We start from the raw sequence: 26,192 nt of genomic DNA, 5'->3' as shown, positions 1-26,192 counted from the left end.
ACCTTGTTGAATACATGGTCTCGACACACCCGCCATGCCCGCAGTGCCGGGCTCGCTGGACCTCGCGCTGTTCCCCGGGAATGCCGGCCTATCTCCACAACGTAAGACCCTGGATCTCGGTCACCGGTTGCGTCGTAGGCCCGAACACTCCCCAATGGAGTTGCCTTAAGTGCCACCACTCGTGGGGAAATATGTTCGAGCTGCCCCCTGAACTCGACGAGCGCGTTTGGTGACCGCACAATCGGCCACCAAACGCGCTACGTTGTCAGACGCGCTACATCAGATCAGTTCGCGGCAAACCCGGGGAGCCGCTCGATGTCCGCGACGATCGAGAACTCGGATGCGTCACCCTTGATGATGCGGCTGGATTCACCGTGGACATCCACCGGCACGTCGCCGGCCAACGTCACCCGGTGCACGCTGCGCGCCTGGGTTCCGTAATCGGAGACGCCGTAGTGCTGGGTAGCCTGGTTGTCCCAGATCGCCAGATCTCCCGCCTCCCAGGCCCAACGAACTGTGTTTTCCAACTTGATAACTCGTGCCTGCAGTAGCTGGAACAGCGCAACCGACTCCGACGGTTTGAGCCCGACGAACTCCTTCACGAAGTGACCCAGAAGCAGGGTCTTCTCCCCGGTTGCCGGGTGGATGCGAACCACCGGGTGCTCCGTTTCGTAGATCTCGCGAGTGAACTCTCCGTAGTTGGTCTGACGCTCGCCCTCGCCCTGCTTCACCTTGTCGTACGCTTCGGAGTAGTCGTACGCATTGGTGTGCACGGCCCGTAGGTTCTCGACCAGAACCTTGAGCGAATGCGGGAGCTGGTTGTAGGCGGCGGTCGTGGACGCCCACGTTGTTGCTCCGCCGTACTCGGGAATTGTGGTGGGGCGCAGGATCGATGCCTTCGGGATACGGTCGATGAATGTGACGTCGGTGTGCCAGCTGCTGGCCGCACCGTCGATAACCAACAGCTTGTTGTCGGCAGACTTCAGCGTCGGGTGGGTGGTGGTCTGCGTGCCGAGCGTGCCGGCAAATTCGTACTGCGACACGTCGTCCAGATGCTGCTGCCCGCGGAAGAAAACAACCTTATGGGCGGCGAGAGCGTAGTTGATTGCGTACGCGGCCTCCGCGGACAGATCACCCGAGAGATGAACGCCGTCGATACGGGCGCCGATCAGCTCACCCACCTTGTGGACGGTGATTCCGCCTGCGGCGTAGATCTCTTCAGGGGTGAGTGCGACGCGTTCGAGTTCGGTGATAGACATGAAATTCTCCTGTGAAGTGAGAGTGAAGGGTTGTGTGTCGTGCGAGCGGACCGGTCAGACAGCAACAGTCAGGCTTGGCTCCACTCGAGTAGTTCCCCGTCCTTCGCGCTGGCGCAGCGGATCCGGAAGCGGCACCGCTGCAACCAATCTCCTGGTGTAGTCCTGGCGCGGTGAGCTGAATACCTCCGCAGCGGGGCCCTCTTCGACCAATTCCCCGCTGCGCAGCACCGCTACCCGGTCGGCCACCTGATGGACGACGGCCAAGTCGTGGCTGATGAACAGGCATGCGAACTTGTATTCCTCTCGTAGGTCGGCAAATAGTGAAAGAACGTCGGCTTGGACTGAAACGTCGAGCGCACTGGTCGGCTCGTCGGCAACCAACAGTCGTGGCCCGAGTGCGAGTGCTCGCGCCAGCGCCACCCGCTGGCGCTGACCACCGGACAACTCTCCCGGTGCCCGGTGAGCAAATGACTTGGGGAGACGAACGGATTCGAGCAACTCCTCGACCTTGTTCCGAAGCAGGGCCCCGGTAGCAAAGCGGTGGACTTCGAGGGGTTCACCGATGCTCTGCCCGACGGTCCGCCGGGGATCGAGTGACGCCGCCGGATCCTGATGGACAAGTGCCATACCCTTACGCAGACCTCGAAGATTCGCTGCGGATATCGTGCCCAGGTCGGTTCCGTCGAAGCTCACGGTGCCACTGCTGGCCCGAATGACACCCAGCGCGCTGCGCCCGAGAGTTGTTTTCCCCGAGCCCGACTCACCGACCAGACCCACTACTTCACCAGGCCGCACACTCAGGCTCACCTGATCAACAGCCCGAAACGCCTTGTTACCCAGACGGGCCGGGTACACGATCGAGACGTCGTCGAACCGGAGAATGGGCTCGGTGAGCGCGCGCTCGACATCATCGACCAGCGCAACTGCTGGTTTGGCGTGCTCGGCTTCCGGCAGCCGAGGCACCGCTGCCAGCAGAGCCTGCGTGTAGCTCGCCCGCGGTGACGCAAACAGATCGAAAACCGACTGCTGTTCCACCACCTGACCGGATTTCATCACCAGCACGCGATCGGCGATATCCGCAACGACTCCCATGTTGTGTGTGATCAACAGAATCGCCGTCCCCGACCGATCGCGCAGATCCCGCAACAACTGCAGGATTTCGGCCTGCACCGTCACATCGAGCGCAGTCGTCGGCTCATCTGCGATCAGCAGATCCGGCGAACCCGACAGAGCCAGCGCAATAACTACGCGCTGCTTCTGGCCGCCCGACAGCTGATGCGGATACCAATCGACCCGACGCTCCGGTTCCGGAATCTCCACCATCCGCAGCAGTTCGACGGCGCGGGCCCGAGCGTCGGCACGGGATATCTTGCCGTGCGCCCGCAGAACCTGAGCAATCTGCCACCCCACCTTCTGGACGGGGTTGAGTGCGGTCTGGGGTTCCTGAAACACCATTGCGGCGCGGGTGCCGCGCACCTTGTTCAAGGTTGCCTCGTCAGCTCCGAGAACCTGCTGACCGCCGAGTTCGATCGAGCCGCTTGCCTGAGCCCCTTCCGGCAGCAAGCCGAGGACTGCACGCGCTGTGAGCGACTTACCCGATCCGGATTCTCCGACCAGTGCCAGAATTTCACCCTGTGCCACTTCGAGATTCACCTGATCGACAACGGTGGTTGATTCACGTCGGCTATCCGCGGTACCGAACCGGATCACCAGATCCTCGATGGCGAGGACCGCCTGCTGCTTTACTGCGTTCATGCTTGTGTCCTTGAAGTGGTCGTTAAAGCGGCGTCAGATCCGACGGGCTTTGCCGAGCGCCTGGGCGATCAGGAGGAAGCTCAAGACCAAGGCGGAGACGATGATCAGCGGCCCGACGGCGTAAGCGGGATTGACGTCGAGATTGGGGATGGCGTCGGAGATGATGGACCCCAGTGACGGATCCGGCGGTCGCACACCGATACCCAGGAAGCTCATCGCACTTTCGGCAAATACGGCCACCGACATCGACAGGGCGATCTGCACGCTCAACGGTTCGACCACGTTGGGCAGCACATGTTTACGCAGTACCCACCAACGGCCGGCCCCGATCACTTCGGCCGATTCCACGAACGGTAGCTCACGAACTTTGAGCACACTGGTACGTACGAGACGCCCGAACATAGGGATCTCGGCGGCCACGATCACCGCGACCACCGGAAAGATACCGGGACCGGTAATCGCCACCAGCGTGATCGCGAGAATCAGCAGCGGAAAAGCAAGGATCACATCAAAGATTCGTTGCGCGATGACATCGGCAACCGGGTTTATGCTCGAGATCAAACCGGCAAGTGAACCGATGATCGCACCCAACGGCACCGCAACAAGCACGATAACCAGGTTGATGCGGATGCCGTACAGCGAGCGAGTGAAGACGTCGCGGTTCACCTGATCAGTGCCGAACCAGTGTTGTGCGCTGGCGCCCAACAGGTTTGCGCCCTCGATCTGTTCGTTGGGTCCGTAGTTCGTCAACAGCGGTGCCGCGATGCCCGCCGCTGCGATGACCAGCACGATCAGGACACCCGCAAGTCCCTGGCCGTGAGTCAGTGCGTCACGTACCGGGCGCGAACGTCGAGTCTGCGTGTCCTGGCGTTGATCAACGACAGTCATTACTGTCCTCCAATGCGGATACGCGGATCGAGGTAGGCGTGCACGATGTCTGTCAGCAGTTGAATCAGCACGAAGATCGTGACTGAGAGCAGCAGAAGCACCTGCACCACCGGGTAGTCGCGCCGACCGATTCCCTGCTGAATCAGTTGACCGATTCCCGGCCAGGCAAAGATGGCCTCGACCAGCACGGCTCCACCAAGGAGATGCCCGGTCTGAATTCCGAGGACAGTCAACATGGTCGGCAGCGCGTTGCGTAAAGCGCTACGGGTCACCAGGTTCCAGCGCGTGACTCCCGCAGCCTGAGCGGTGATCACATACTGCTGCGCCATCTCGGTGCGCAGGGCCTCCGAGAGAAATCTGGTCAGAGCGGCTGTGACCGGCAAGGCCAAGCACAGTGCCGGAAGCACCAAATACTGCAGCGTGATGTCGGGGCGAGCCAGGTACCCGCCCGGAGGAACACCACCGGAAGGCAGCACCGGGATCAGCACCGCGAACACCAGGACCAGTAGAACACCCGTTACAAAATTGGGCAGCGCAACAGAGAGCGTGTTGAGCACGTTCACCACACTGGTCAGCCACTTCTTCGGCCAGACCACCACGGCCACACTGAGAATCAGGCTCAACGTTACCGCTAACAGCAACGCGCTGCCGGCAAGCACCGCCGTATTGCCCAACCCGGCCAGCACTAGATCCGAGATCTGACCACCGAGGACAAACGACCGACCCAGATCCAATGTCAGAACGTCGCCGATCCACGACAGGTACTGAGCGGGGACCGACTTGTCGAGACCCAGCGAATGACGAATCGCCTCAATCGCTTCCGGCGTGGCATCGGGACCGGCCAGCGCCAAGGCCGGATCACCGGGAACCAGTCGCATTACCGAGAAAATCAACAACGACGCAAGAAAGAGAACTACCACCGCCGACGGCAGTCGGCCGACAACATAGCGAAACATGTTCTCCCCTAGGCCAGGAAGGTGTTGGCGAACTGCGGCTGACGGCCCTTGGTCCACGCAAGATCATGCACGGTGGAAGCAGCCGATACCTGCGGAACCACCACACCGATCTCGATCAGGAACAGCTCTTCCAACAGTTGGGTGCCGAGGTCCGCGTACAGCTTCTTTGCAGCGTCGCTCGAGCCGTCGGGCACCTGCCACGCTGAATCAGCAGCGGCAGAATATGCCGGGGAACTGAACTTCGACGCATTGTGCGCGGCATTGAAAGGGTAGGCGCTGACGGTCAGCGTCGACGGAACATACTGCGCAAAGGTGTGACTGGTCAGCCACAGCCCCTTGAACTCTGCGCCGATCAACTGCTTGAAGAAGATGGTCGCCTCGACTGGGTCCAACTCGACGCGAATTCCCGCTTCAGCAAGATTGGCCTGCACGATCTGAGCTGCCGCTTCGAAGTCCGGGCTGGCACCCGTGTACGTCAACGGAATGGTCGGCAGTGTTCCCACCTCACTCACCAGTGACCGAGCCTTGGCAACGTCACGCGTATACGTGGAGTTCTTGGCCGCGTCGTATGCGGGCGACGACTTCGGCCACGGCAGGTTCACGGCGTAGCCGGCGTCGCGGTACACCTCACTCATGATGCGATCCCGATCGATGGCATACGCCACGGCTTTCCGGGTTCGTACATCGGTCAATCCCTCAGCCGTGACGTTGGCGCCCAGATACGTCTGCAGTTCCGCCCCGTCGAGAGCTGAAGTTGCGAAACCGCTTGTCTTGCCAACTGTCTGAGAATCACGGAAGGTCAACGATCCCGGGGCGACGAGCGCAACCTGACCTGATTTGAGAGACGTCAGACGGGCTTGTGAATCGGGGACGATACGAGCCTCGACGCGGTCGAGGACGGGACGCTCAGCAACCCAGTAGTTCGGATTGCGATCGAAGGAGATCGAGCTGTTCGGGGTGCGCGAGGCGAAGACGAACGGTCCTGTCCCGATGAAGGATTCACCGCTGACCGCCTTGTCGAAGGTCTCCGAGTCGAAGATCGGCGCCAGATCCAGGAGGTCGAAGATGTTTCCGGTTCGGTGCGCGAGCGTCAGCACCAGTTTTTTCGGATCCGAGGAGTCGTAGCCGGTGATGGCGGCTGCTGTGCTGCGCAGCTGCGCGGAGAACTTGGGATCGGCGTACGTACGCAGCGAAAACTCCGCATCCGCAGAGGTGAACGGGCGGCCGGTGTGGAAGGTGACGTCGTCGCGCAGATTCAGTGTCAACGTCAGACCGTCGTCCGAGAGCTTCCAGTCCTTGGCGAGAAGAGGTTGCGGCACTACGGAATCGATCGGGTAGCGGGTCAATGTCTCGAAGACAAGCCCGGAGATGGTAGTGCCTGCAATTGTTGTGCTGGTCAAAAGAGCAGATGGGCTGACATCGTCCGGAATTGCCAGGGTGAGCGTGCCGCCGCGCACTGGTTCCACCGATTCCCCTGCATCGGAACGCTGTTCACCAACGGCAGAGGAGCACGCAGCGAGCGATCCGGTACCAAGAATTGCGAATGCGGCAATAGCGCTGCCACGGAAAAAGGCACGGCGATCAAGCCCAGCCGTCGGAAATGACGAGTTCACGGAGGTGTGGTCCTTCGTATGAGGGTGCGCAGCAACGCGCGCTGAGCGCGGCACGCAAAAGGGAAAGTGGTCGTCCTGGTGGCCTCGAAGAACCCGAACCGTGAAGTTCAGTGGGCAATGAGGGCTACACCAGCCGGTGTGGCGCTGAAGAAGTCAGCGCAGACATCGCAGAGGGACGGACACGGTAAACCTTCCGGTCAGATTCAAGGCACTTGCCTTCGTGAACACACTTAATCATTTCCCCTTATGTTGGGGAAATAGTTGGACTCACGGTGATCCGAACTCACGAATTTTGTGACCGCTCAACGAGACCGGACCTACTATTCCCAGCTCACCGCGGTAGCGTCCGGAAGGTCCGCCCTAATACCAAGGAGACAGATGCAGCCCGAAAGCCCAGCCGAGCAGATCCGAACCGCACTCGCGCGGATCGCTCACCTCGCCGATACGGGAGCAGTCGACGATTACGTCGAACAATTCACTCAACAGGCCGAATGGACAATGCCGGCCAACCCCGACCGCGGGTTGCCGCTCCAGGTACGACGCGGCCGCGAGGAAATCGCTGCCGGTATGCGCGAACGCCGTGCTGCGGGAATTCAGGGACCGGGAACCTTCACCCGCCACGTGACCACCGCAGTCGCCGTCGAGGTCACGTCGGACACCACGGCCCGCGCCGAAGCGGTGTGGACGTTTTACGTCGACACCGCCACGGCGCCTCGCCTCAGTGGCGTCGGAAGTTACGCAGACGAGTTCGAGCTGGAGGACGGCCGCTGGCGACTCTCACGACGCGTCATAGCGCGCGGCTGACGGTCAGTCCTCTTCACCGGTGATCGACTCGCACCAGTCTTCGACCTGGTCGATCCCCTCCTCCGTCCACTCCGGACTCTGATCCTCCAAGGCGTCGAAGACGCTCTCGCAGGTCAGCGAGTCTGGCAGGCTATCCGAGCCCGGAGCCACAAAGCCTTCCGCGGACGCTTGGGCAGACGTTTGGGCAAGGGGACCGGCAACCAGGGCAACTGCCACTGCGCCGGCTCCGACCAGGCTTTTCACACGCATGGTCTTCCTCCTCCAGGACTGTCGACGTTAGGTGCCGACGTTTTCGGAGTACCCCGATCCCCACGCGCTACTCGCCCATGTCATCGCGGCGCCACAAGAGCACGATCAGCCGGAATTGCCAGACCAAGGTTGTCTCGTAGCGTCGTTCCTTCGTAGTCGGCGCGCAGAACACCACGATCCTGCAGCAGCGGTACTACGTCGTCGACAAACTCGTCCAATCCTGTTGGCACAAGGTGCGAACCGAGGATGAATCCATCCGAACCGTCGTTCTGCACAAACGAATCGATCTTTTCGGCAATCTGTTGCGCAGTACCGACTATCGGCCCGCGCTCGAACTGATCGATCACGACCTCACGCAGATTCAGCTTCTTGTTCTCGGCCACAGCGCGCAACTTCGCGACGGTCTCGAATCGGTCCTGATGGATGAATGCCCGTCCTTGAATGATCGGGGATGCTTCGGGATCCGGTGCGATATCAGGTAGCGGTCCTTCCGGGTCGTAACCCGAAAGATCGAGATTCCAGATCTGCTCGAGCAGGATCAACGCAGTCTGGCCTGTTACTTGCTGATCGCGAATGTCACGGTACTTCTCGATAGCATCAGCCTCGGACGTGCCGAGCACAAAGCTCGCCGACGGCAGAATCTTGATGTCACCCGGATCACGCCCGGCTGCAACAGCACGGGCCTTGATGTCCCGATAGAAGTCCGACGCCTCAGGCAGTTGCCCGTACGGCGAGAAGATCGCGTCGGCATTGCCGGCCGCAAAGTCCCGCCCCTGCGGCGAGACACCAGCTTGAAGAATGACCGGGCGACCCTGCAGACTGCGCGGAACAGTGAACCGACCGTTCACATCGAATTGTGATCCGTGGAAAGCGAATTCACCAGCATCTGCTCGCGCGAGGAAACGACCGGAATCCTTGTCTGCGACGATGTCGTCACTTCGCCACGAATCCCAGATTTCACGGACGAGTGCGACGGTTTCCTCGGCGCGCTCGTACCGCTGCGCGCGATCGAGGTAGCCGCCGCGACGGAAGTTCTGCCCGGTGAAGGCATCGAACGACGTCACGACGTTCCAGGCCGCACGGCCACCGGACAGTTGATCAAGTGTCGCGAACTGTCTGGCCAATTCGTACGGCTCGTTGAACGTCGAGTTGATGGTGCCGGCCAATCCGAGGTGTTCGGTTACTGCCGCCAATGAGGCGAGCACCGTGAAGGTATCCGGCCTGCCGATGATGTCCTGATCGAAGATCTGTCCCGCGCGTTCGCGAAGTGCCAGTCCTTCTGCCAGGAAGAAGAAGTCGAATTTTCCGCGCTCGGCGGTTCTAGCGGTGTGTTCGAAGGAGTCGAATTCGATCTGGCTGCCCGCCTGCGGATCCCACCACGCCGTGTGATGGTTGACGCCGCCCAGGTAGGCCCCCAAGATGACCTGCTTACGCTGCTGACTACTCATGAAAGTATTCCTCGTCTGTTCAGGCAGCCGGAGTGCCGGCGGCGTAGCGGTTGGGGACGTGGATCGGCAATCCGAGAAGTCCGCGGAGATTCGTATCTGGATACGCTGTACGGAATACGTTGCGCTTCTGCAGTTCTGGTACCAGGTCATTCACAATCGTGTCAAGATCGTCCACGGCAACACCGGGTCGCAAACGAAAGCCCTCGATCCCCAACTGCTGCCAGCGGAGAAGGTGATCGGCCAATTCAGCCGGCGTGCCGGTGAAGATCAGTGCATCAGAGCGGTACGGGGTACCCGACGCATTGTCCAGGCGGTCGAGTCGTTCTCGACCCGATTCCCCTGCCGCATCGAAGAACACAACAATGTCGCCGTATACCCGGAGCGGTTCGCCCGAGCGCTCAACCCGTTCCTGCGCCGCACGCACTTCGGCGAGAATCGAGGGCACCTGACCATCGTCGAGAGGAGTCACAAAAACCAGATCGGCTGTTCGAGCAGCCAGCTCGTACGGAACGCGCTGGTGCGCCAAAGCTGCGACAAGTGGCTGCCCCTGCGGCGGCCGCGGAGTGACCGACGGTCCACGCACGGATAGGTACTTGCCCTCGAAGTCGATGTAATGCAACTTGTCTCGATCGATGAACCGTCGACGCTCCACGTCACGAATTTCGGCGTCATCCTCCCAGCTGTCCCAGAGGCGCCGAACCACATCGACGGCCTCAGCCGACTCTTCGAACAGATCCCGTACGAAATCGGGAAGGTTGCCTGATACCAGCAATGCCCGATCATCTTCGGTCAACGCGGGGATATCGCGCCGCCCGAAATGGGTGGCCTCCGCTTCGGACGCTGAGACTTTCACCTGCCACCCCGCGCGACCTCGCGACGTGTAGTCGAGCGTTGCAACAGCTTTGGAGACATGGAACGGCTCGGTATGCGTCGTGGTGATCGTCGGAACCAATCCGATATTGCGCGTCACCGGTGCCAGCCTGGCCGCCACGAGATGCGCGTCCAGTCGAGCGCGCACACGATCGACCGCGTCACCGACGGGCTCGAACGGGTTGCCCGGCACGGAGAGGCTGTCCTCGATACTCACGAAGTCGAGCAGACCGCGTTCGGCTGTAGTAACGAGATCGGTCCAGTACGACGCGGTGAACAGCTCGCTCGGACGCGAATGGGGTTCTCGCCAGGCCGCCGGGTGCCAGCCGGCGCCGTCAAGCGCTACGGCGAGGTGGATGGGAAGGGTGGAGGTCATCGGCTTCTACTCCTGTTCGAGGACTACTCGGGAGCGCACAGTGCCGGCCGCAGAACCGTCAGCCCTCTTTCACTGACGGGTAGTGCCGCAACTGCCGCTTGCGACACACACCACGCGTGTCGCCAGGTGTGATCCCGGGGCACCCCATCGGCATGAAGGGTTGCCGTCCAGCTAGCCGGTCCTTGTCGCTGGAACTCTGCACCTACCGTGACGGTATCGGTTCCGCAGCCCGCCCACGATCGACCCGAATTGCCACCAGAGGGCAGAAACCATGAACCACCTGCCACAACACCCCGCCGAATCTTTTCATTCTCAAAGATTCAAAAACCTAGATCGGGACATACAAGGGACGTCTACCTCGACACAGCTACGACTCGTCGGAGCGGCGCTTCGAGCTACTCCGACGAGTTCGCGATCGACGAAGGCCGCTGGTAACCCGATCGGTGCGCAATCGCACGCGGGAAACTAGCAATCCGGCCCTGTCCACGATGTTCCCGCGGCCGAGCGCTCCCTGACGTACCTCGGCATCGGCCGCCCGCATCGTATCGTTGATAATCGATGTCAGCGCCGTCCAATCAATTTGGTGCAGTGGCACACCCGGGGAATCGAACTGCGGAAGCTCCGGTAGCGGTGGCAACTCCGGCGATGCAATTGCGTCGAAACTGCCATACAGCCAATTGAACTCGGGTCCTTGCACCACTCGGTCGGACAGCACCGTCGAATCAAGACCGGTCATAGCCTGCGCAACCCCGCCCAACTCGGGAACCTCGACGAAACGCACAGCGGGAGGATCGAAGGCATACACGATGTCGCTGGGCCGCTCGGTAGTTCCACTCGGATTAGACGCGATCAAACGGAACTGCCCGGACTGTTTCAACGTCACTCTGTACCTCGACGCACTGATGTCGAGTTCTTGAACCTCGCCCCACGGCGTTTCGAGGTTCAGCCTGCGGTGTCCCTGGACGTTCCAGGTGAATTCGATGGATTGATTTCGAATCCCGTGTTCAGGAACCGCACCGAACATCTCGATCACCGGCGGAGCCGAATGCGCGATGGTCTCCGAGTACAGATACGCGTACCACTCGACGGCCGACGGGCGCGCTCCCGGATCCGACCCCAGCCCCCGCTCGAACATCTCGATTCCACGGTGGTCAACGCGTCCGACCAAACCCGCCAACGACGAAATCTCCGACGCCTTCGCCGGCGCCGCACCGAGTACGTCGCGAAATATCAACGCCAGTTTGAAGAGATCAGTGCCGACGTCTTGAACTCTCGCCTCGTCAACACATTCCGGTGGTGTCATCCCGTGCGAATGCACTCCGGGTCCACGCCACGGAGACTCGGCGGCGTGCATGAACTCGGAACCGATCATCACAACGTCGATGGGTGAATCGCTCGTGACCACGCGCAAGGGCCCGATATCGCCGAACACGACGCCTCGAGAATGGAGGAACGCCGTCGCGCGCGCGATCTGAGCACAGTAAGCCGAGCGCACGATAATGTCATCCGGTTCGACAATCACCGATGCACCCACATCCCTTGCGTGCGCGGGATTGTTCAGCCAGTCCAAAGTTCGAGCTACCGTCACGACCCCCGAATGGGGTGTCTGCACTCGCTCCTCGAATCGCGCCGGAACCACACCGGTCAAATATCCCACGGCGACGCCGTCCGACTCGACAAGTTCGAGCGGCCACAGAAATGACGCGTCGAGCGTCGAGCGATCCTCAGGAGTCAGATGCGCACGAAAATCGATCAGCCAGCGCACATTTGCGGCAACAACGTCGCTCGCGTCCTCGAACGTGCGGAAGAGAGAGCGGAAGCCACGTCCGACGCCCTTCGGAGACTTCACCTCGAAGGCCGGAAGACCTTCTGGTGATTCAACATCGCGGAGAATGCTCAGGGCAGTGACATCAACGCTCATGTCCGCCCCACCAGGAATTGCACACCGTTACGACACCGCATATCCCACACCTCGCATCGCTGCGCTCACGCCTACACTTCCGACTAATTCGCCGCACCATTCCCCCGGGCGTTCGAGTACTCCTCGCACGACCGTCTGACAGGTAGTGAGAAAGAGCTCCGGCGTCAGCGAGCTGTCAGCGACCGTCCTACGACCTCTCGGCCCCATCCGATCGTGCACCTTCAGCAACGCTGACGTCGCATCATCCCCGATCAGCCACACCAACATCGCAGGTGCCGTGGAGATTTCAGTGCTGCCTGGTTGAGCGAGGATGGCCGCAGCCGAACCGACAACCACCGACACCACGGTTCGAGAAGGTCGCTCCAGGAACGGCCGACCCACTTTGCCGTGGGCACAGTCGACCAGGCTGTTGAAGGACACATGTCCACCGACGTGAGTGACGCTGGCAGCAAACATGTCCGAGAGGATCGGGCGCCGTGCACATTCGTCGGCTATCCACTGCGTCAGCTGTTCGAGAAGATCCCGAGCCAGCTCCTTCGCGTCGTCGTCGACCACAACACGAACGTCGATGTGCGAGCGAACAATCCGCTCGATCTCGAGCTCGGTGCTCATTGCTGCATCGACTCCGGTGGCTGCAGGTGTGAAGCCGGCCCGTCGGCCCAGGTCGTCTCGGACATCCAATGCGGCAACGGGCCGGCGGGCGCGCTGCCTGTGGCCGGACTCTGCGGATACCCTCCGCCGATATACGGAGCCGTCACCGGGTTTCGCGGCTTGTCCAATACCACACCAGGCGCTGACGACCTTGACGTCGGTACCGGCTCCGGTCGACGGGTCTCCACGTCCCTCGCCCCGCTGTCGGGACTTACGCGGGCCTCAGCGATCAGACCACGTTCCCATTCACGTAGACGTTCGGTCGACACACGTTTTGCATGCCGACTCCATTGCTCGAGTGCTTCGTCGACTACCTCGGATTGGTGCGCAACCACAGTCTCATTGACCTTGAGTACTGTTTCCTGCTGCTTGCTGATGCGGTCCTGCTCGGCGTCGAACTCGGCATCTCGGCGGAACTCCGACACCCGTTTGCGGGTATCGATTTCCTCCGTCGCATCTCGCTTCTCTTCCTCCTCGAAGGCTTCGACCAGCTCGTCGTACGGCGTGCGGGTGCCCGCGTTGGCCATCACCTTGAAGAGGACCGGAAGGAGTTCCATCAGCATGAACAGAACGGAAACCGCCAGGTGGGCCATGCCCGCTGTCCCGTCGCCCTCCGTGAGGTCGTTGAGCGCCTTGAGTCGCGCGATGATTCCCTTGTTGGCCTGCTCTAGCGCGTACGACCCGTTCTGGGCGCCGTCAACTTGGGCGCGCAATGTCTCGACATTCTGCTCGACGGCAGGCAAATCACGTTCCGCGTCGGCGACGGCTTTCTCACTCTCCTGCAGCAGAACGTCCTTGAGTGTGGCTACGACAGTCGCCTTTTCGGCTTCCTTCGCCCTGATCTGCTCGAGCGTTCCCTGCCATAGTTTCTCTGCCTCGCCTGCAAGCCGCTTCTTCTCGACACACAGCGCAGCACAGCCCGGCACGCCGGTACCGGCCGTGCCTTCCTCTTCCTCGAGCGCCCTGGTCATTGCGGCGTCGTAATCAGCTTTTTGTTTCGCTGCCGTCGCCTCGAGCTTTTCGATCTCGGTCTGGACCAGTCCAACTTCCGGGTTGGCTGCCGGGTCTGCTGTGGGGCCGGCGTTGATCAACGCACGCATCTGAGCCAACTCGGTTTCCGCCTCGGTGAGGTCGGAACTCAACGTCGAGTCCTTGAGGTCGGTCCTCAACTGCTCCTGCGATGCAAGGATATTGCGGTTGAGCTGTGTCTCGATTTCACTCTCGAAAACCTTGAGCATCAACGGCGTCGATATGACGAATCCGATGACAATCGCCAAGAACACTCGCGGCAACGCCATCATTACACTGCGTCGAATACTCTTTTCGCCGGAGAGTCCGATCACCAACAACCTGTCGAGGTTGAGAATCGCGAGACCCCACACCAGACCACCGGCGATGGCGGCCCAGCCTGTTGCAATCCCTGTGATCGACAATGCGTAGGCGGCCGAGATTGTAGCAAAACCAGCCGTCGTCAGCAGAACCGAACCCATTGCCGTCTGCTTGGCGACCGAGCCTGGAAGTCTCTCCAGAACATCGACGCGTGAGCCCGCCAGGCGCGCAAGATAATACTTCTTCGTCATACCGATCCATTTCAATGCCTTCGAGGGAAGTCGAAGGCTATTTGTTCAACCGACCGAATCTGGCCAGGGTGAGGGGAAAGAGGATGTAAATCATGGTGAGAGAACACAACATCGGTAACGCGGTGGGCATCTGCCACATCCGCAGGTACCCCACTGCCGAGTAACACGAGTTCGCTACGGTGGGTCCGGTCCATCCTTGAACGAACTGGCATGGCGCGTACGACGGCCACGAGGGTGTGGATCCGAAGATCGCTTCCGGCGCCGTCGCCCCTTGCCAACCGTCCGTCATTTCCGCCACCACCGTCGGAGCGGCCATCGCCGCGAGATCACCTCGAAAGAAGACTTGTACGACGGGGATAGACAGCATCGCGGAGAAAAGAACGATCACGAGATAGGTTGTAGCGCGGTATATCCGACTATTCGGCACCCCCGAACTGATGCCTCGCAATCCAGATCCGATCCAGCGGTGCAATCTCTGCACGTAGAAGAGTGAGGCAACCGCGACGACGTACCCGAGCGGACGCCACAGGATCGACCCGAACGCTATCGCCGAAAGGACCGGCATCATCGTCACCACCAACAACGACGCAGCGTAAGGATCGGTCAGGTGACCTCGTACATCGACGATGCGGCGGCTAGCAAGATCGATCACCCTGGGCCGTCCACGACAACGCCGTACGACGTCGCCAACTCCGCGAGGCCGCCGTCGTATCCTTGCCAAACTGATCGCGCTCGCCAACGACCTGCCCGCATGTAGAACTCGCCCACGATCATCGCCTGTTCAGTGGTGCCGTGCGTACAGATCGAATCGGCGATCGGAACTTCATTGTCGGTCAGGACCATTCGCAGAGGATTCAGCTGACTGAACGACCCGGGCCCCGTGATGACGACCCCCAAGGCAACGCGGTGATACCGCGCGGCCAACCCACCGAAATCGATGTCGACGCGCTGCGCCTCAGGTGTCAGCACGGACAGCGCAACCGCGCCTGCGCCTCCCACCGCGGAGTTGTAGAAGACAAAATCCTCGTCGGTGCTGACTGTGCGGTTCTCATCGAGCAGGAAGGCCACAAGATCAACCTCCAACTGATTCGACATCGGCTGCGTCCACGACACAGAGCATCCCAATCGCACAGTGTCGGGGGAAAGATCTGCCGCTTCACCCATCAGCAAGGTTCGAATTTCCGGCTGAGCCACAACAGGATTCGGGGTGGGGGCCTGCGCTGGTTCCGGCAATCGGATCAACGGATCTGGGACGTGTAGGGCAGGCTCAGGGGCAGGACCCGCAGTCAAGCGATCACGCCACTCTACAGCCGCGTCGCGGCCGCAACCGCCCGCGACAGTACCGACGGCAAGGTTGAACAGTTCGCCCTGCTCGACCAGCTCCCAGGGTGAGTGCTCTCGGATAACCTCTGCGGCCGTGCTCATCGATTCGTGCATGTCCGGCCTAGACGCCACTGTCATCGCCAAGGGCCACAACCGATGCAGCGTTCCGGTCGCAAATTTCTTGTCTATCGACTCCTGCAGTTCGAATGCCGCGAGCGCTGTCGCAGAGTCAACGAGTACCGCCTCAGCCAGGAGCGACCAGTGCGTGACAGCGACCGACGTCCCTCGCTCGCTCTGATGCGGGTCGACCGACATCTCCCCCAGACTGCAGTTGTCGTCCTCTCCGATCACCACACCACCGGATCCAGCCCACAAGTACAGATTTGCCATGGACACCGTGATCAGGTGTGCGCCCTCGCGAACCTGTTCGCGGCCTTCCGCGTGCTGGTACCGGATTACTTCCGAGCCGCTGGGTGCGCACAGCATCGACACTGCGCCGAACCATAGCCGCCCCACGCGCTCGTCAGCTACTCCGAGGACAACAACAGGACCGCCATCGATCGCCGCACCTACCCCATCGAGGAGCAGACTGAGCAATCCTGTTCGCCAGGTGCCTGATTCGAGCAGGAAATCGAGGATCTCCGCCCGCGCTTCCATACCCGCCCCCGGAACCGAGTGAGTCATGACGTCACTGCCAGTGCCACACGCTACGGGTTGCGAGCACCCAACGAACCGGATCGAGACATCTGAAGGGCGTGATCCCACTGGCGTGCAGGCGATCCCCTACCGGGGATTCACCCAACGCCGATACCGCGAAGTATCGGTTGGGCAGTGGGCGTCCGGTATGCGGCTGGTCCACCGACATCACCATCGGAGTTGCGTCCAGCTTCTTGAGGAGACTACGGACTTCTTGGTTGAGAAGCTGACCATCACCGTCGTGATAGGGCGCCGATCGCAAGCTGAAATCCCGGGAGAACGCGGCGCCTGGGTTCGACATGATCCGACTCCAATCGCTTCCTTCGACGCTCTGAAGTGACTGCAGTGCATCAAATTTGGACAAGATTATGGCGAGGTTGGGTGTTCCCAACCCGATGATGCCGAGGACCGTGCGCAGCACTGTTCGGGGATCTCCGCCGACCCGTTCCTGCGTCGGCACCAAATCGTGTAGTTGGTTGGTGACCGATTCGACTTTCAACGGATCGAACATGAAGAGCACGCCGTCCGCGTGCGCAAAGAACTGCAACCAGGGAGCCCGCGCGTTTTCCGGGTTCTCCAAGTCCTCACCCGCGACGTCACGGATCACGAGAATCTGCGAGACGTTGTTCCAATGACCAAGGCTGAAGATCAGGGGTTCGCGTTGATAGGGATTCCCGGTGTGCGCAGCGGGCGTCGCCTCGAGAATTCCTCGGGCCTCGTACAGCGGGGTCTCGTAATGGTCGCGGTATGTCGCCTCAGTGGTGCTGTCGAAGGGTTCGACAACGGCACCCCAACTCTCACCCAGCAATTGCAACTGCTTGATCAACACCGCGATGTACACGGTCTTACCCGTGGCCCGCGCTCCCGCCATAGCGATGCAGGTGACCTGTGCGTTGCGCCAACCGTCCACAAGGACGTAATGGCAGGTCGGGCACACTTCGCGAACAGGTCCACCCAGCTCGAGTTCTGCGTGTTGCGGCGGCGGTGCCCAGCCAGCGTGTGCATCCACCGGTCGGCGCAACTCGACGATCTTGCGCGAGAGCACCTGACCACCGTGATACGCGCTTGCAACAGGATCGGCCTCGGTTGTCGTACCCGACGCTTGTGTCCAGGCAAAATGATCAGAGGTCAGGCTGACGAAACAGCGCGGGCACTTACTCACGAGAAACCACCGGTGGTCGAGTCGGACACAACAGGAGACAGTAACTGCGAAACGATCCGAGACAGTTCACTCGAGTCGGCCTCGAGATTCGCCACCGAGCGCGGAGAGATGACAGCGCAGTACGTACCCGCCGGAATTGATGCCGGTGCCACATCCGACAGCACTACCAACTGGCGAATAGTCGACGAATTCGATACCCCCGCAACAAAATCAGCCGGTACCGCGTCAGTGATCGTGTAATTGATGTGCCTCGACGTGGCGGCCGCGGGCATGGACGGCACAGACTGAAAGCCCACACCCATCGAGGCTGAGTCCAGAACGCCCTGAACCACAGGCTTCAGATCCCGCAGCGCGCACTCAGGTACCGGAGTCGATCGGGCGCCGAGCACCGACACAGTCGGTGCAGCGTCGCCGAGCACCGTGGACACCCCCGCCAACAGATCCACGACTGTTGCAACGCTCGAGTCATCGAATCGATGCACCATCGACATGGAACTGTCGATATCGATGCCGACCGAGTAGCAATCTGCGTCGCGAAGCCGATCGGTGCGCAGAATTCCGCGGGCACTCGACCGAGCAACTGATGCCAGCTCGCCGAGCGCGACGTCAACTTCTGTTCTGCGCGCAGCGATCTCGAGCGACTGGGCACCAGGGGTGATCGTCGCCAAATCGGCACGGTGCAGTCCCGACACGTCCATCGGGCGAAGCTCCGCTCGATCCGGGTCGAGATCGTTCTGACTGTCGACCCCGATCGTGACTCGCAGGACCGTTCCCTGAGGAAACGCGATCTGCCCATTGGCAGGCCTTGCCGACACAGTGGTCACGTCCGCGATCCGAGGAAGAATCATCAGACCCGGACGTGGATGCACAGCGCCCGTCGACTCACCGTGCTGCGCAGTCGCGGACAGCTCGACGCCCACTCCACCGGCGTCGGCGCTGACGGCCAACGGTCGGCGCGGAAGATCTACTCTCCCAGCTCCATCGAGCACATAAGCGGGCATCAGCGCTTCCTCTTTCCCAAATTGAACAACTTTTGATATTCCTTCGATGCACGTGTTGCCACCGCGAGATGATCGAACCAACTCCAGGCGTGCGGCCGATACTGATCGATCACGGCCTGTGAATCCACGATGCGCCGACGCCGCACTTCGTCGCGGAACATGTCGGCGATCGGAGACGGACCCTCTCGGTCGAAGCCCCGGAGATCCGACAGCGATTCCCGTGCCAGTGATTCGAGAAGACCGTTCCCGTTGTCGGCACCGAGACCTACGCGGGTCAGCACATCAGCTTTGAGCCGCTTACTTCGCGGCGCGCCGCTCGTCATGAGCATGACTGTCGCCAGGAGCCATTCACGATCGATGATCCGCGAGGTGATCAGTTCAGTGATATTGACACCGACATAGTCGCTCGATCCGAGGACCGACCGTCTCAAAGCATCCGCCTGAGCGGCACCTACAAACGGAACAAATGGCGCAGCGTATCTGTCCCGAGCCCATCGGGAAGCGAAGAGCAACAACATCATTCGATCGACCATGTCGCCGGTCAGCGCAGCGATCTCCGCAGCGCTCATTCGGCAAAAGTCGACGAGAGCGGGTCGCATCCGAGTTACCTCGAACTGCAACTCTGCACCGAACTCTGCCCACCGGCCGCTAGAGCGCAACCGTGCCCACGCCACGGCACAGTCATCCTTGCGCTGATTGGGAGGCGTCACAATCACGCTGCCGTCGCGGCGCGTATCGGCTTGGGTCGTCAGCAAATGAGCCGCAGACCGAGCAAGATCGACCGAACCTTGATCACCAGTGTGTGACAGAACTATTCGTTGAAGAAATCTCGGCGGGATGATGCCGGGAAAGCGCCAAGCCAATTCTTCGAGATCTTCTTCCGGTATGTGCGTCGAGGTGAGAAGCTTGCTGGCATCACCGACCACAAATCCGCCGTTGTGCGCCTCCCACAGAACCCGCCACAACGCCTGCGGCACAAACTGTCCCCACCCGTTCAGCTCATGCTCATCAGAATTGTCGAGCATCCGAATCACCAGATCAGAAGCCAGTGCCACACTGGACTCTGCCACTACCTCTGCGTTCTCCCGGATACTCCCGTCGGTGGGAAGGTCGTCGACTGGCAGCATCCATTCAATGACCGCCTTGGGCACACGACTACCCAGCGGGCGACTGACTAAGTACGCCGCACCCGTGCCATCGGTAAGGCAGCTCCGGAGCAGCGCCCTCAGCGGAGCCTCGACCGACAAAACATCGCGCACGAACCGCGGTGCCACGGAATCGTCCAAGAGAAGCGGCACTACCGCCAGGTCGACAAGTTTCTGGACGACGTTGACGATCGCGTCATCCACGCGGCCGGAGTGCATGATCAGATCTGCAAACCGAAGTATTTCGACCTCGACGAGGAATGGTGTATCCGAATCGGCCGGTGAATCCTTGCCCTCGAGGCGGTCGAAGAAATCTTCCGCTGTCTTCTGAACATTCGCCAAAAGCCGCCGTGAGGGGTGCGATTCGAAGTTGCCGAACAACTTGAGTTGGGTGCCGGATCCCATCGACCAGCCCGGATTGTTACGGACGAAGTGCAGGAACGCAGTCCACCGCGCGTCGATCTCGGCAGGAGTGGAGATCGGCATCGCAAGAATATTGTGCAGATTCGGTTCTCCCGACTCCGTCGCTCCAGGTACATGCCCGGGTGCGCGAGCAACGGATACTGCTAGCGCCGCCGCCGGTTCCGGCAGCTGAATCCGTCGCAGCGGCTTGGGGGCACCGTCGAGCACTCTTCGCGCTTCGACGTGTGCATCACTGAAACTGTTGTTCTCGGACACGAGCGCAGCAAGAGGCCAAGCGATTTCGGCGCCGCGAACGGGATCGGTTTTCGCAATCTCGTCGAGCTGCCCCAACGCACCGAGTGCGGTCTCAGCATCGAGGAGAACCGTCTGAGCCAGAACCGACCATTCCGATACCTGAACCTCGGCGTTGCGCTCGGTTCGATGCGATTCGTGATTCGATCCGTCGGCGGCGCCCAGTTCGCCGAGGGACGGAGTTTCGACTTCGCTGAGTACAACCGTGTTCTCCGGCAGTTCCAAGTCGGCCAGATCCTCGATCGGCACACACACCACATGCGCATTCAGGGCGTCGATATCCTCCGCGCTGGGTCTGCGTTCGTAGGTAGAGAAGTAGAAGTGGGATGCCGCCGACGATGACATCAGCGCACTCACCGCGCCGATCCACTGTGCGCCGCGGTCAGGACCTTCAACCCCGAGAATCACCGTGCCGCCGTGGTGCATTGCGTGATTGACCGCATCGAGCAGAACACACAACACACCGATCCTCCAGACCTCGGGATCGAGGACGAAGTTCACGATCTGCGACAGCGCCACCGATTTGCCCTCGGGGAAATCCGCAGTAGCGCCCAATGTCGAACCGGCAACCACATCGGCCCCGTACGGCGTCAGCCACCCGGTCGAGTGCCACAGGGAAATCGGTCGACGCAGTGGCGGAAGATCCGGCGTTCGATCTACGAGTGCGTGGACGAACACATTGCCGGGGCGACCCGAAGCATCGGAACCGGCCGGTGCGGAATGCCAATACGCAACGGCACCTGCCGGCAAAGGTCCGTAGTGCAACCGGCGCGGCCGTGAATCGATCTGTTCTTGCGTTGGAAACTGTGGGGGCGCAACAACTGGCTCGAGTCGAGTGTTGACGCCCGCGCGCACGGCCTCCTGCTCGTTTTCGTCCAGATCGCCTGCGAGATCTTTCACCTGCCAGCCGCCGAGCACCTGCCCGCGGCCGACGCTTGGCCGGTCGAACGACGTGTACGTCAACTGGCCATACCGAGGTGCGGCAATGTCCGCGCGTGCGATGACTACCGTCGGAAAATCGCTCCCGGAGAAGAAGTCACTACTCATCCCGCCTGCCCGGCGGACGGATCTCTGTTGTCGACCCAGAGCTTCTCGACAGACGGATCGATCAGGGCGAAGGTGCTTCGATGGCTCGGACGGAGGTCGGCGAACAGGCGGATGTATCCACAGAGCCCCCGTACATCAGCACTCCACGTCGCTGCTCGATCTGCTCGACTGAGTTGGTGAGGCTGAAACTGCTTCGAACGCCCGTTGGCTTCGGATCCAGCCGACCATACATCCACCGCAATTCCGTCCGTCGAGCTCAGAGGCAGACGATGTGCGTTGTACACCAACACAAACGGCGGGGAACCGTTCGTATCACGTTCCGGCGCAAGAGTTATGTCGACGGTGGAACCAGCATCACGCAGCGCCACGTCGTACTGAACGCGCAACAATCCCGGATAATCCACGACACTCGGAGCACCGAGCACCTTGGCTCCTGCGGTGTACGACACGGGGACCACATGCACCGAGCAACCGATAGCCGGCAACTGCGCCGGGAAATGCAGCCCACCGTCCCGCTCGTACTTGCTCCTCGAAATCTCGTGCCCCGCAGGCTGAGCCAATGCACTCGCCGAATCCATGTCGCGGGTGCTGACATATACCTCGATGGCAGCTGCGCCGTCGGGCCAGGCGAACGTGAGAAGTTGTTCTGCGCATCGCTCTACAACACGCAGATGCCGAACCGCACCCAACGGACGGGTAGCCGATACCGTCTTCCCGACCTGAACCGTATTGTCGAGCGTCGTCACCGGCGTGAAGTAGGCGCGTGTCCACCCTCGTGGCCACGACACCCCGGCCATCAGGCAGTTCCCGGTCTGAGCGCCCTTGATCGGATGAATCAGGCGGGCATCATTCGGCAGTCCGCCGGACGCTTCCAACGCGCCTTCTGCCAGAACCGACTCCTCGATACCGGGTTTCGGTCCGCTTTCTGTCCGGTAGATGACAACCTTACCGACCGGTGGACTAGTCCACCGCAGGTCGAATCGTGGCTCATCGGCGTCACCGTAGGTATCAACCGACAGATCGTGCACAGGAGACAATACGACTGAGACTTGCACTACTTCTTCGACGGGTGGCGAGAGTTCGGTTCCATTGCCTACTGGCACCTCGCAGATCGCGCGATAGAGATAGCGCTGACCACGCTCCGCGCTCGAATCCACGAAACCGCCGAGATTGTCATCGTCGGGATGGATTCGAACCTGACCACCGGCACCTGGACCACCCGCAATCGCCAACCGCATCACGCGGACGACCTTGACTCCTGGCCAGGTGTCCCAACGGCCGATGACGGTGCCCTCGTCCTCCGAGATAGCCAAATCGACTACAGGACTAATGATCTGAGCGGTACCGAGGAGAATTGGCTGTTCAGAAGCCGCATCGTCGATTGTTCGCCCGACGTGGCACCACACCTGAACGAATCGCACCGCCGAACTCGGCCCACGGAGATCAGTCAACGACGTATCCGTCGTGACGCCGAGTAGCTCACCCACCTCCGGCTTGTATGCCGGATGTTCCTCGCTTGAGACGACGCGATAGAGGACAACAGCGCCGGAGCCGGCAGCGTGTGCTTCCCACTCGATGCGGTGTCCACCCTGCGACTTCTTCGCCGTCAGCTTGGTGTCGCTGTTTCCGTCCGTCGAATAGTCGAACTCGCAGAAATCGTCGGTGCTCAGATCTACCAAATTTGCCGCAACCGGTGACTGTGAGACCGCAACGTCCTCGACAATCGCCGCGTCGGCCGGAGTTGTTCTCGGCGCGGCCGGATCCGAAGCCTTCTCACCCAGTCCGGCAATGACATTCGCAATGTGCCCGGCCATCGGCCTGGCTGTGCGCGGCAGCATCGATTCGATTTCTGCGCTCGTTCTACGATTTGATCGCGCAATCTGCGTGAGATGCGCATCCTTGATCACGCCGATCTGCAGTTGGTCGGCGGCAATCGCGCCCGATCGCCATTGCTGAAGTGCCTCGAGTACCTGTGCGCTCATCGCTCAACGTCTCTTTCAGAAGTTCATGCCGTCGATGGACGGCGCACGGAATGGATCGGAAACGGGTGCCACCGAGGACTGTTTTCCGAAACCACCGAGGGCGCCGGCGTCCGGCGATACCGGAATTTCGAACGAATGCTCGTCCACGATCGCCGACGTTTCACCGCCGAACTGAAGTTCCTCGCGGGCAAGGCCTTCGCTGAACTGGGTGGTCACCGACAGCAACCCCAGTCCGAGGCGGACCTGATCCGCTCGGCCTCCACACACAGCCGCACGTCCACTGGTCACTGCGAGATCGGTCAACAGAGTCCTGTCGAAGTGCCCGCTCTGCGCAATCTCACCCGCAGCACCGACGCCTGCCATGAATCCGTCGAGAGTCAGCACACGCGACTGTCCCAGATCCCGAACCTCGACCGAAGACACCAATTCCGTGAGCAACGAAACCTTGGATCCTCCTAGCTCCGCGAGAGCCCTCTCCCAGACAACGTCGGCGCCGTCGAGAGCGATTTCTCCGTCAGCCAGCTTGTCCGACCACACGTCGAGCGCCGAGCCAGATCCCCACCCTTGCTTGGTGTAGAGCAACTCTGGACTCTGCCGCACGTCCAGTCCCAAAGCCCCTAGATGATCGCCTGCGGCACGCGTCAATTCGTCCCAAGGTGACGACATCCAGCCCACCGTGAACAATTCGCTGCGCAGCCGTTCCGCAACCTCGAGAATCCGGCCCGGCTCCGGACGTGCCGATCCGATGGCAGCCGAACGCGGAAGCCCCCATTCGACCTGGCGAGTGGAACCCGAGCGCTGAGGTGCCTTTCCGAGCGGCTCCGCCAAGAACGTCCCCAACGCCGCACTCCACGAGACATGCTGACGGTACGCCGCAGACAACCTATCCAGATCGCGCAGTGCCGTCCTCAGATTCGCCTGATCGGCTTCCAATTCACCGGCGGCTCTTCGCTGCCGGTTGATCAGCTGGAACAACTCTTGCTGACTTCGGGTGAACAGGATGAACAAACTCACGAACCACACCGCGATCGCCACAACGACGATCACGGCGCAATGCCACCACACCATAATGTCGCGGTATGTCAGGTAGCCAGCAGCTCCGATGATCAGCACTGCCAGGAGAGTGATGATCTGAGCCCACCGCGCCAGCCCCCGCTGACGGTTCCGAATACCCTCCGACTGATCTTCGAACCCCGAATGAGCACGTAACTTCCCAAGCAGCGCACTCACTTCGGAGCGTGTCGAATGCATTCCTTCGGCGAGAAGCTGGCCGAACGCAAATCCGTAGGAACGACGAATGGTCTGCCCCCAGGCGTCCACCGCGCCCACAGTGCGACGCGCTTCCAGTCCTAGGACCTGGTCTTGTTCGAGTTCACGCAACTGAGCCCGAAAATCGGAAATCGCAAGAACATCATGTGCATCGAGCCCGGACACGCCCGTACTGGCGGCAATGATTCCCGGGACGTCCGTGAACCGCTGAGCCTTGCCTGGAACGATGTCACCGGCGATCCGAATCACCGCTCGATTTGCACCGACCTGAACCGGAGGTAGACCCTGTGAACGCTCCCCTGCATCTGCCAAAGTGAGTGCGCCGGCTGAGTAATCGCTCCACAGTCGGGACAGATCGGTGGACGCGGCGTGATGGCGGCTCTCGGTTCCCGAATCCAATGCCGTCATCATCTGATGCGACGCGGCCGTGAATTCTGACCACTTCACCGAACGCCCGTCCGGTCCGACTCCGTTGACGACGATTGTGTACGCCGAAGAATCAGTGCCGAAAACCGCGGCGTTGAGAGTCGACGCCACAGCGCCCGAGACACCCCTCGATACCCGGTTGTAGAACGCCATCGGGGCATTGCGGAGAGCGGAACCGATGAAGCTGAAGAACATCACCAGCGCCCGCCATAGGCCAATCGCTTGCGAACCCCCAACCGCCGGCATCGGCACTCGCGACCCGATCAGCATTCCACGGTGCTTGCCCCACAGGTTCTGGGCCATGGTTCCGGTAGCAAGTGGAACGTCTTCGACGTAGACCACACTTCCGCCGGCATCGAGCGGCAAGGGAAGCGGTCCACCGATATCGAGAACCTGCTCACGCAGATCATGCTCCGCCCCGGATGTTTCGAGCCGACGATAGAAGGAACGCACTAGTCGAATCGCGTCACCGGGAACTACGTGCAGATCGTCAAAAGGTGTGTGCGCAGCATGCGACCACAGTCCGACAACACCGGCCACGACCGGCGCCGCGTTTCGCCCGATCACGACAGCATCGGTGGTGGCAGCGAGCGAAACATGGCCCATACCCGGACCGTTGGAATCTTCCGGTGCAATCAAGAGATTGTGCCAGCCCGCCAATGCCGGAACTGCCGACGCCGGTGCCGTAGACCCACCCCGAGTCAGGATCGTCCGGAGCCGGACGAGCTGTGCGCTACCCGAATTTGCGACGAGCATATCCGCGATCGCTCGTTCGGATTCGACGCGAACTGACTGAGCCCCCTCGATAAACGGGACCAGAACACAGAGCCGCACGCGAGTGACCCGGGTCGAAGCCAACACGTTCTGCAGTGCGACAGTGGATACTTCGCCGCCATCGACGGCGGTAGCGCTCACAGCCGACAGGCCCGAGGCCACGTCACGCTCGTCGATCCACAGGAATGGGTCGAGTAGCCCAGCCGAGGAAAGGTCGGTCAGGACGTCCCGCACACCGTCTGCCGGTCCGGGAGCCGCGAGGAAAACCGTCAACACACTCATG

General features: G+C 61.1%; 19 protein-coding genes and 1 riboswitch. Of the genes, 1 reads left to right on the top strand and 18 read right to left on the bottom strand.

Translation table 11 applies throughout. From position 1 onward, the window contains the following. Positions 1-284 precede the first annotated feature (284 nt). From CJ178_RS29390 to CJ178_RS29370, 5 genes are read right to left on the bottom strand one after another with little or no spacing between them, the layout of a single operon-like run. Positions 285-1,259 (bottom strand): TauD/TfdA dioxygenase family protein, encoded by a 975-nt coding sequence (locus CJ178_RS29390; protein ID WP_095888575.1) that lies wholly within the window; start codon positions 1,257-1,259, stop codon positions 285-287. 54 nt (positions 1,260-1,313) lie between these two features. After that, entirely contained in the window at positions 1,314-3,014 is a 1,701-nt protein-coding gene (locus CJ178_RS29385; protein ID WP_095888574.1) for an ABC transporter ATP-binding protein, read from the bottom strand. 33 nt (positions 3,015-3,047) lie between these two features. Beyond that, the gene (locus CJ178_RS29380) at positions 3,048-3,902 is read right to left on the bottom strand and encodes an ABC transporter permease (protein ID WP_095888573.1); all 855 of its coding nucleotides are present in this window, start codon (positions 3,900-3,902) and stop codon (positions 3,048-3,050) included. After that, on the bottom strand, positions 3,902-4,858 hold the full coding sequence (locus CJ178_RS29375) for an ABC transporter permease (protein WP_033236002.1): 957 nt from the start codon (positions 4,856-4,858) through the stop codon (positions 3,902-3,904). The genes CJ178_RS29380 and CJ178_RS29375 overlap by 1 nt, the downstream gene beginning before the upstream one ends. Positions 4,859-4,866: 8 nt before the next feature. Then, positions 4,867-6,471 carry an ABC transporter substrate-binding protein gene (locus tag CJ178_RS29370; protein ID WP_095888572.1) on the bottom strand — a complete coding sequence of 535 codons (1,605 nt, stop codon included), beginning with the start codon at positions 6,469-6,471 and terminating at the stop codon, positions 4,867-4,869. 378 nt (positions 6,472-6,849) lie between these two features. Between CJ178_RS29370 and CJ178_RS29365 the strand changes: the two genes are divergently transcribed. Further along, positions 6,850-7,275 carry a nuclear transport factor 2 family protein gene (locus CJ178_RS29365; RefSeq protein ID WP_095888571.1) on the top strand — a complete coding sequence of 142 codons (426 nt, stop codon included), beginning with the start codon at positions 6,850-6,852 and terminating at the stop codon, positions 7,273-7,275. Positions 7,276-7,278: 3 nt separating this feature from the next. On the opposite strand, the gene CJ178_RS29360 is transcribed toward CJ178_RS29365, so the two are convergent. From CJ178_RS29360 to CJ178_RS29300, 13 genes are all read right to left on the bottom strand, one after another. Beyond that, positions 7,279-7,524 (bottom strand): hypothetical protein, encoded by a 246-nt coding sequence (locus CJ178_RS29360; RefSeq protein WP_095888570.1) that lies wholly within the window; start codon positions 7,522-7,524, stop codon positions 7,279-7,281. A gap of 80 nt (positions 7,525-7,604) precedes the next feature. Beyond that, the gene (locus CJ178_RS29355) at positions 7,605-8,972 is read right to left on the bottom strand and encodes an NtaA/DmoA family FMN-dependent monooxygenase (RefSeq protein WP_095888569.1); all 1,368 of its coding nucleotides are present in this window, start codon (positions 8,970-8,972) and stop codon (positions 7,605-7,607) included. Between the two features lie 19 nt (positions 8,973-8,991). After that, on the bottom strand, positions 8,992-10,218 hold the full coding sequence (locus tag CJ178_RS29350) for an LLM class flavin-dependent oxidoreductase (RefSeq protein WP_095888568.1): 1,227 nt from the start codon (positions 10,216-10,218) through the stop codon (positions 8,992-8,994). 89 nt (positions 10,219-10,307) lie between these two features. Continuing rightward, a riboswitch (SAM riboswitch) is annotated at positions 10,308-10,421 on the bottom strand. Positions 10,422-10,585: 164 nt separating this feature from the next. After that, a complete protein-coding gene (locus CJ178_RS29345; RefSeq protein ID WP_095888567.1) occupies positions 10,586-12,139 on the bottom strand; it encodes a hypothetical protein in 1,554 nt (517 codons plus the stop codon). Between the two features lie 27 nt (positions 12,140-12,166). Continuing rightward, a complete protein-coding gene (locus CJ178_RS29340) occupies positions 12,167-12,751 on the bottom strand; it encodes a hypothetical protein (protein WP_033235995.1) in 585 nt (194 codons plus the stop codon). Further along, positions 12,748-14,370: a DUF4407 domain-containing protein gene (locus tag CJ178_RS29335; protein WP_033235994.1), complete on the bottom strand. Its 1,623-nt coding sequence runs from the start codon at positions 14,368-14,370 to the stop codon at positions 12,748-12,750. Before CJ178_RS29335 ends, CJ178_RS29340 begins: the two co-directional genes overlap by 4 nt. A 37-nt stretch (positions 14,371-14,407) precedes the next feature. Further along, positions 14,408-15,022 (bottom strand): hypothetical protein, encoded by a 615-nt coding sequence (locus CJ178_RS29330; protein WP_033235993.1) that lies wholly within the window; start codon positions 15,020-15,022, stop codon positions 14,408-14,410. Then, positions 15,019-16,377: a TerD family protein gene (locus CJ178_RS29325; protein WP_080711817.1), complete on the bottom strand. Its 1,359-nt coding sequence runs from the start codon at positions 16,375-16,377 to the stop codon at positions 15,019-15,021. Before CJ178_RS29325 ends, CJ178_RS29330 begins: the two co-directional genes overlap by 4 nt. A 4-nt stretch (positions 16,378-16,381) precedes the next feature. Then, positions 16,382-17,551, bottom strand: coding sequence for a TRAFAC clade GTPase domain-containing protein (locus CJ178_RS29320; protein WP_095888566.1), 1,170 nt, complete (start codon positions 17,549-17,551; stop codon positions 16,382-16,384). Beyond that, complete coding sequence (locus CJ178_RS29315; protein ID WP_033235990.1) at positions 17,548-18,552, bottom strand: hypothetical protein; 1,005 nt, start codon at positions 18,550-18,552, stop codon at positions 17,548-17,550. The genes CJ178_RS29320 and CJ178_RS29315 overlap by 4 nt, the downstream gene beginning before the upstream one ends. Continuing rightward, positions 18,552-21,458 carry a GAP1-N2 domain-containing protein gene (locus CJ178_RS29310; RefSeq protein ID WP_051730664.1) on the bottom strand — a complete coding sequence of 969 codons (2,907 nt, stop codon included), beginning with the start codon at positions 21,456-21,458 and terminating at the stop codon, positions 18,552-18,554. Before CJ178_RS29310 ends, CJ178_RS29315 begins: the two co-directional genes overlap by 1 nt. Then, positions 21,455-23,440: a hypothetical protein gene (locus CJ178_RS29305; protein WP_033235989.1), complete on the bottom strand. Its 1,986-nt coding sequence runs from the start codon at positions 23,438-23,440 to the stop codon at positions 21,455-21,457. The genes CJ178_RS29310 and CJ178_RS29305 overlap by 4 nt, the downstream gene beginning before the upstream one ends. A gap of 15 nt (positions 23,441-23,455) precedes the next feature. Continuing rightward, positions 23,456-26,191 carry a hypothetical protein gene (locus tag CJ178_RS29300; protein ID WP_033235988.1) on the bottom strand — a complete coding sequence of 912 codons (2,736 nt, stop codon included), beginning with the start codon at positions 26,189-26,191 and terminating at the stop codon, positions 23,456-23,458. Position 26,192 lies beyond the last annotated feature (1 nt).

It is taken from the genome of Rhodococcus sp. ACPA4 (assembly GCF_002300185.1).
Classification (GTDB): Bacteria; Actinomycetota; Actinomycetes; order Mycobacteriales; family Mycobacteriaceae; genus Rhodococcus_F; species Rhodococcus_F globerula.
Note: the sequence above shows the minus strand (reverse complement) of the source record. Positions and strands in the feature narration are given on the sequence as shown.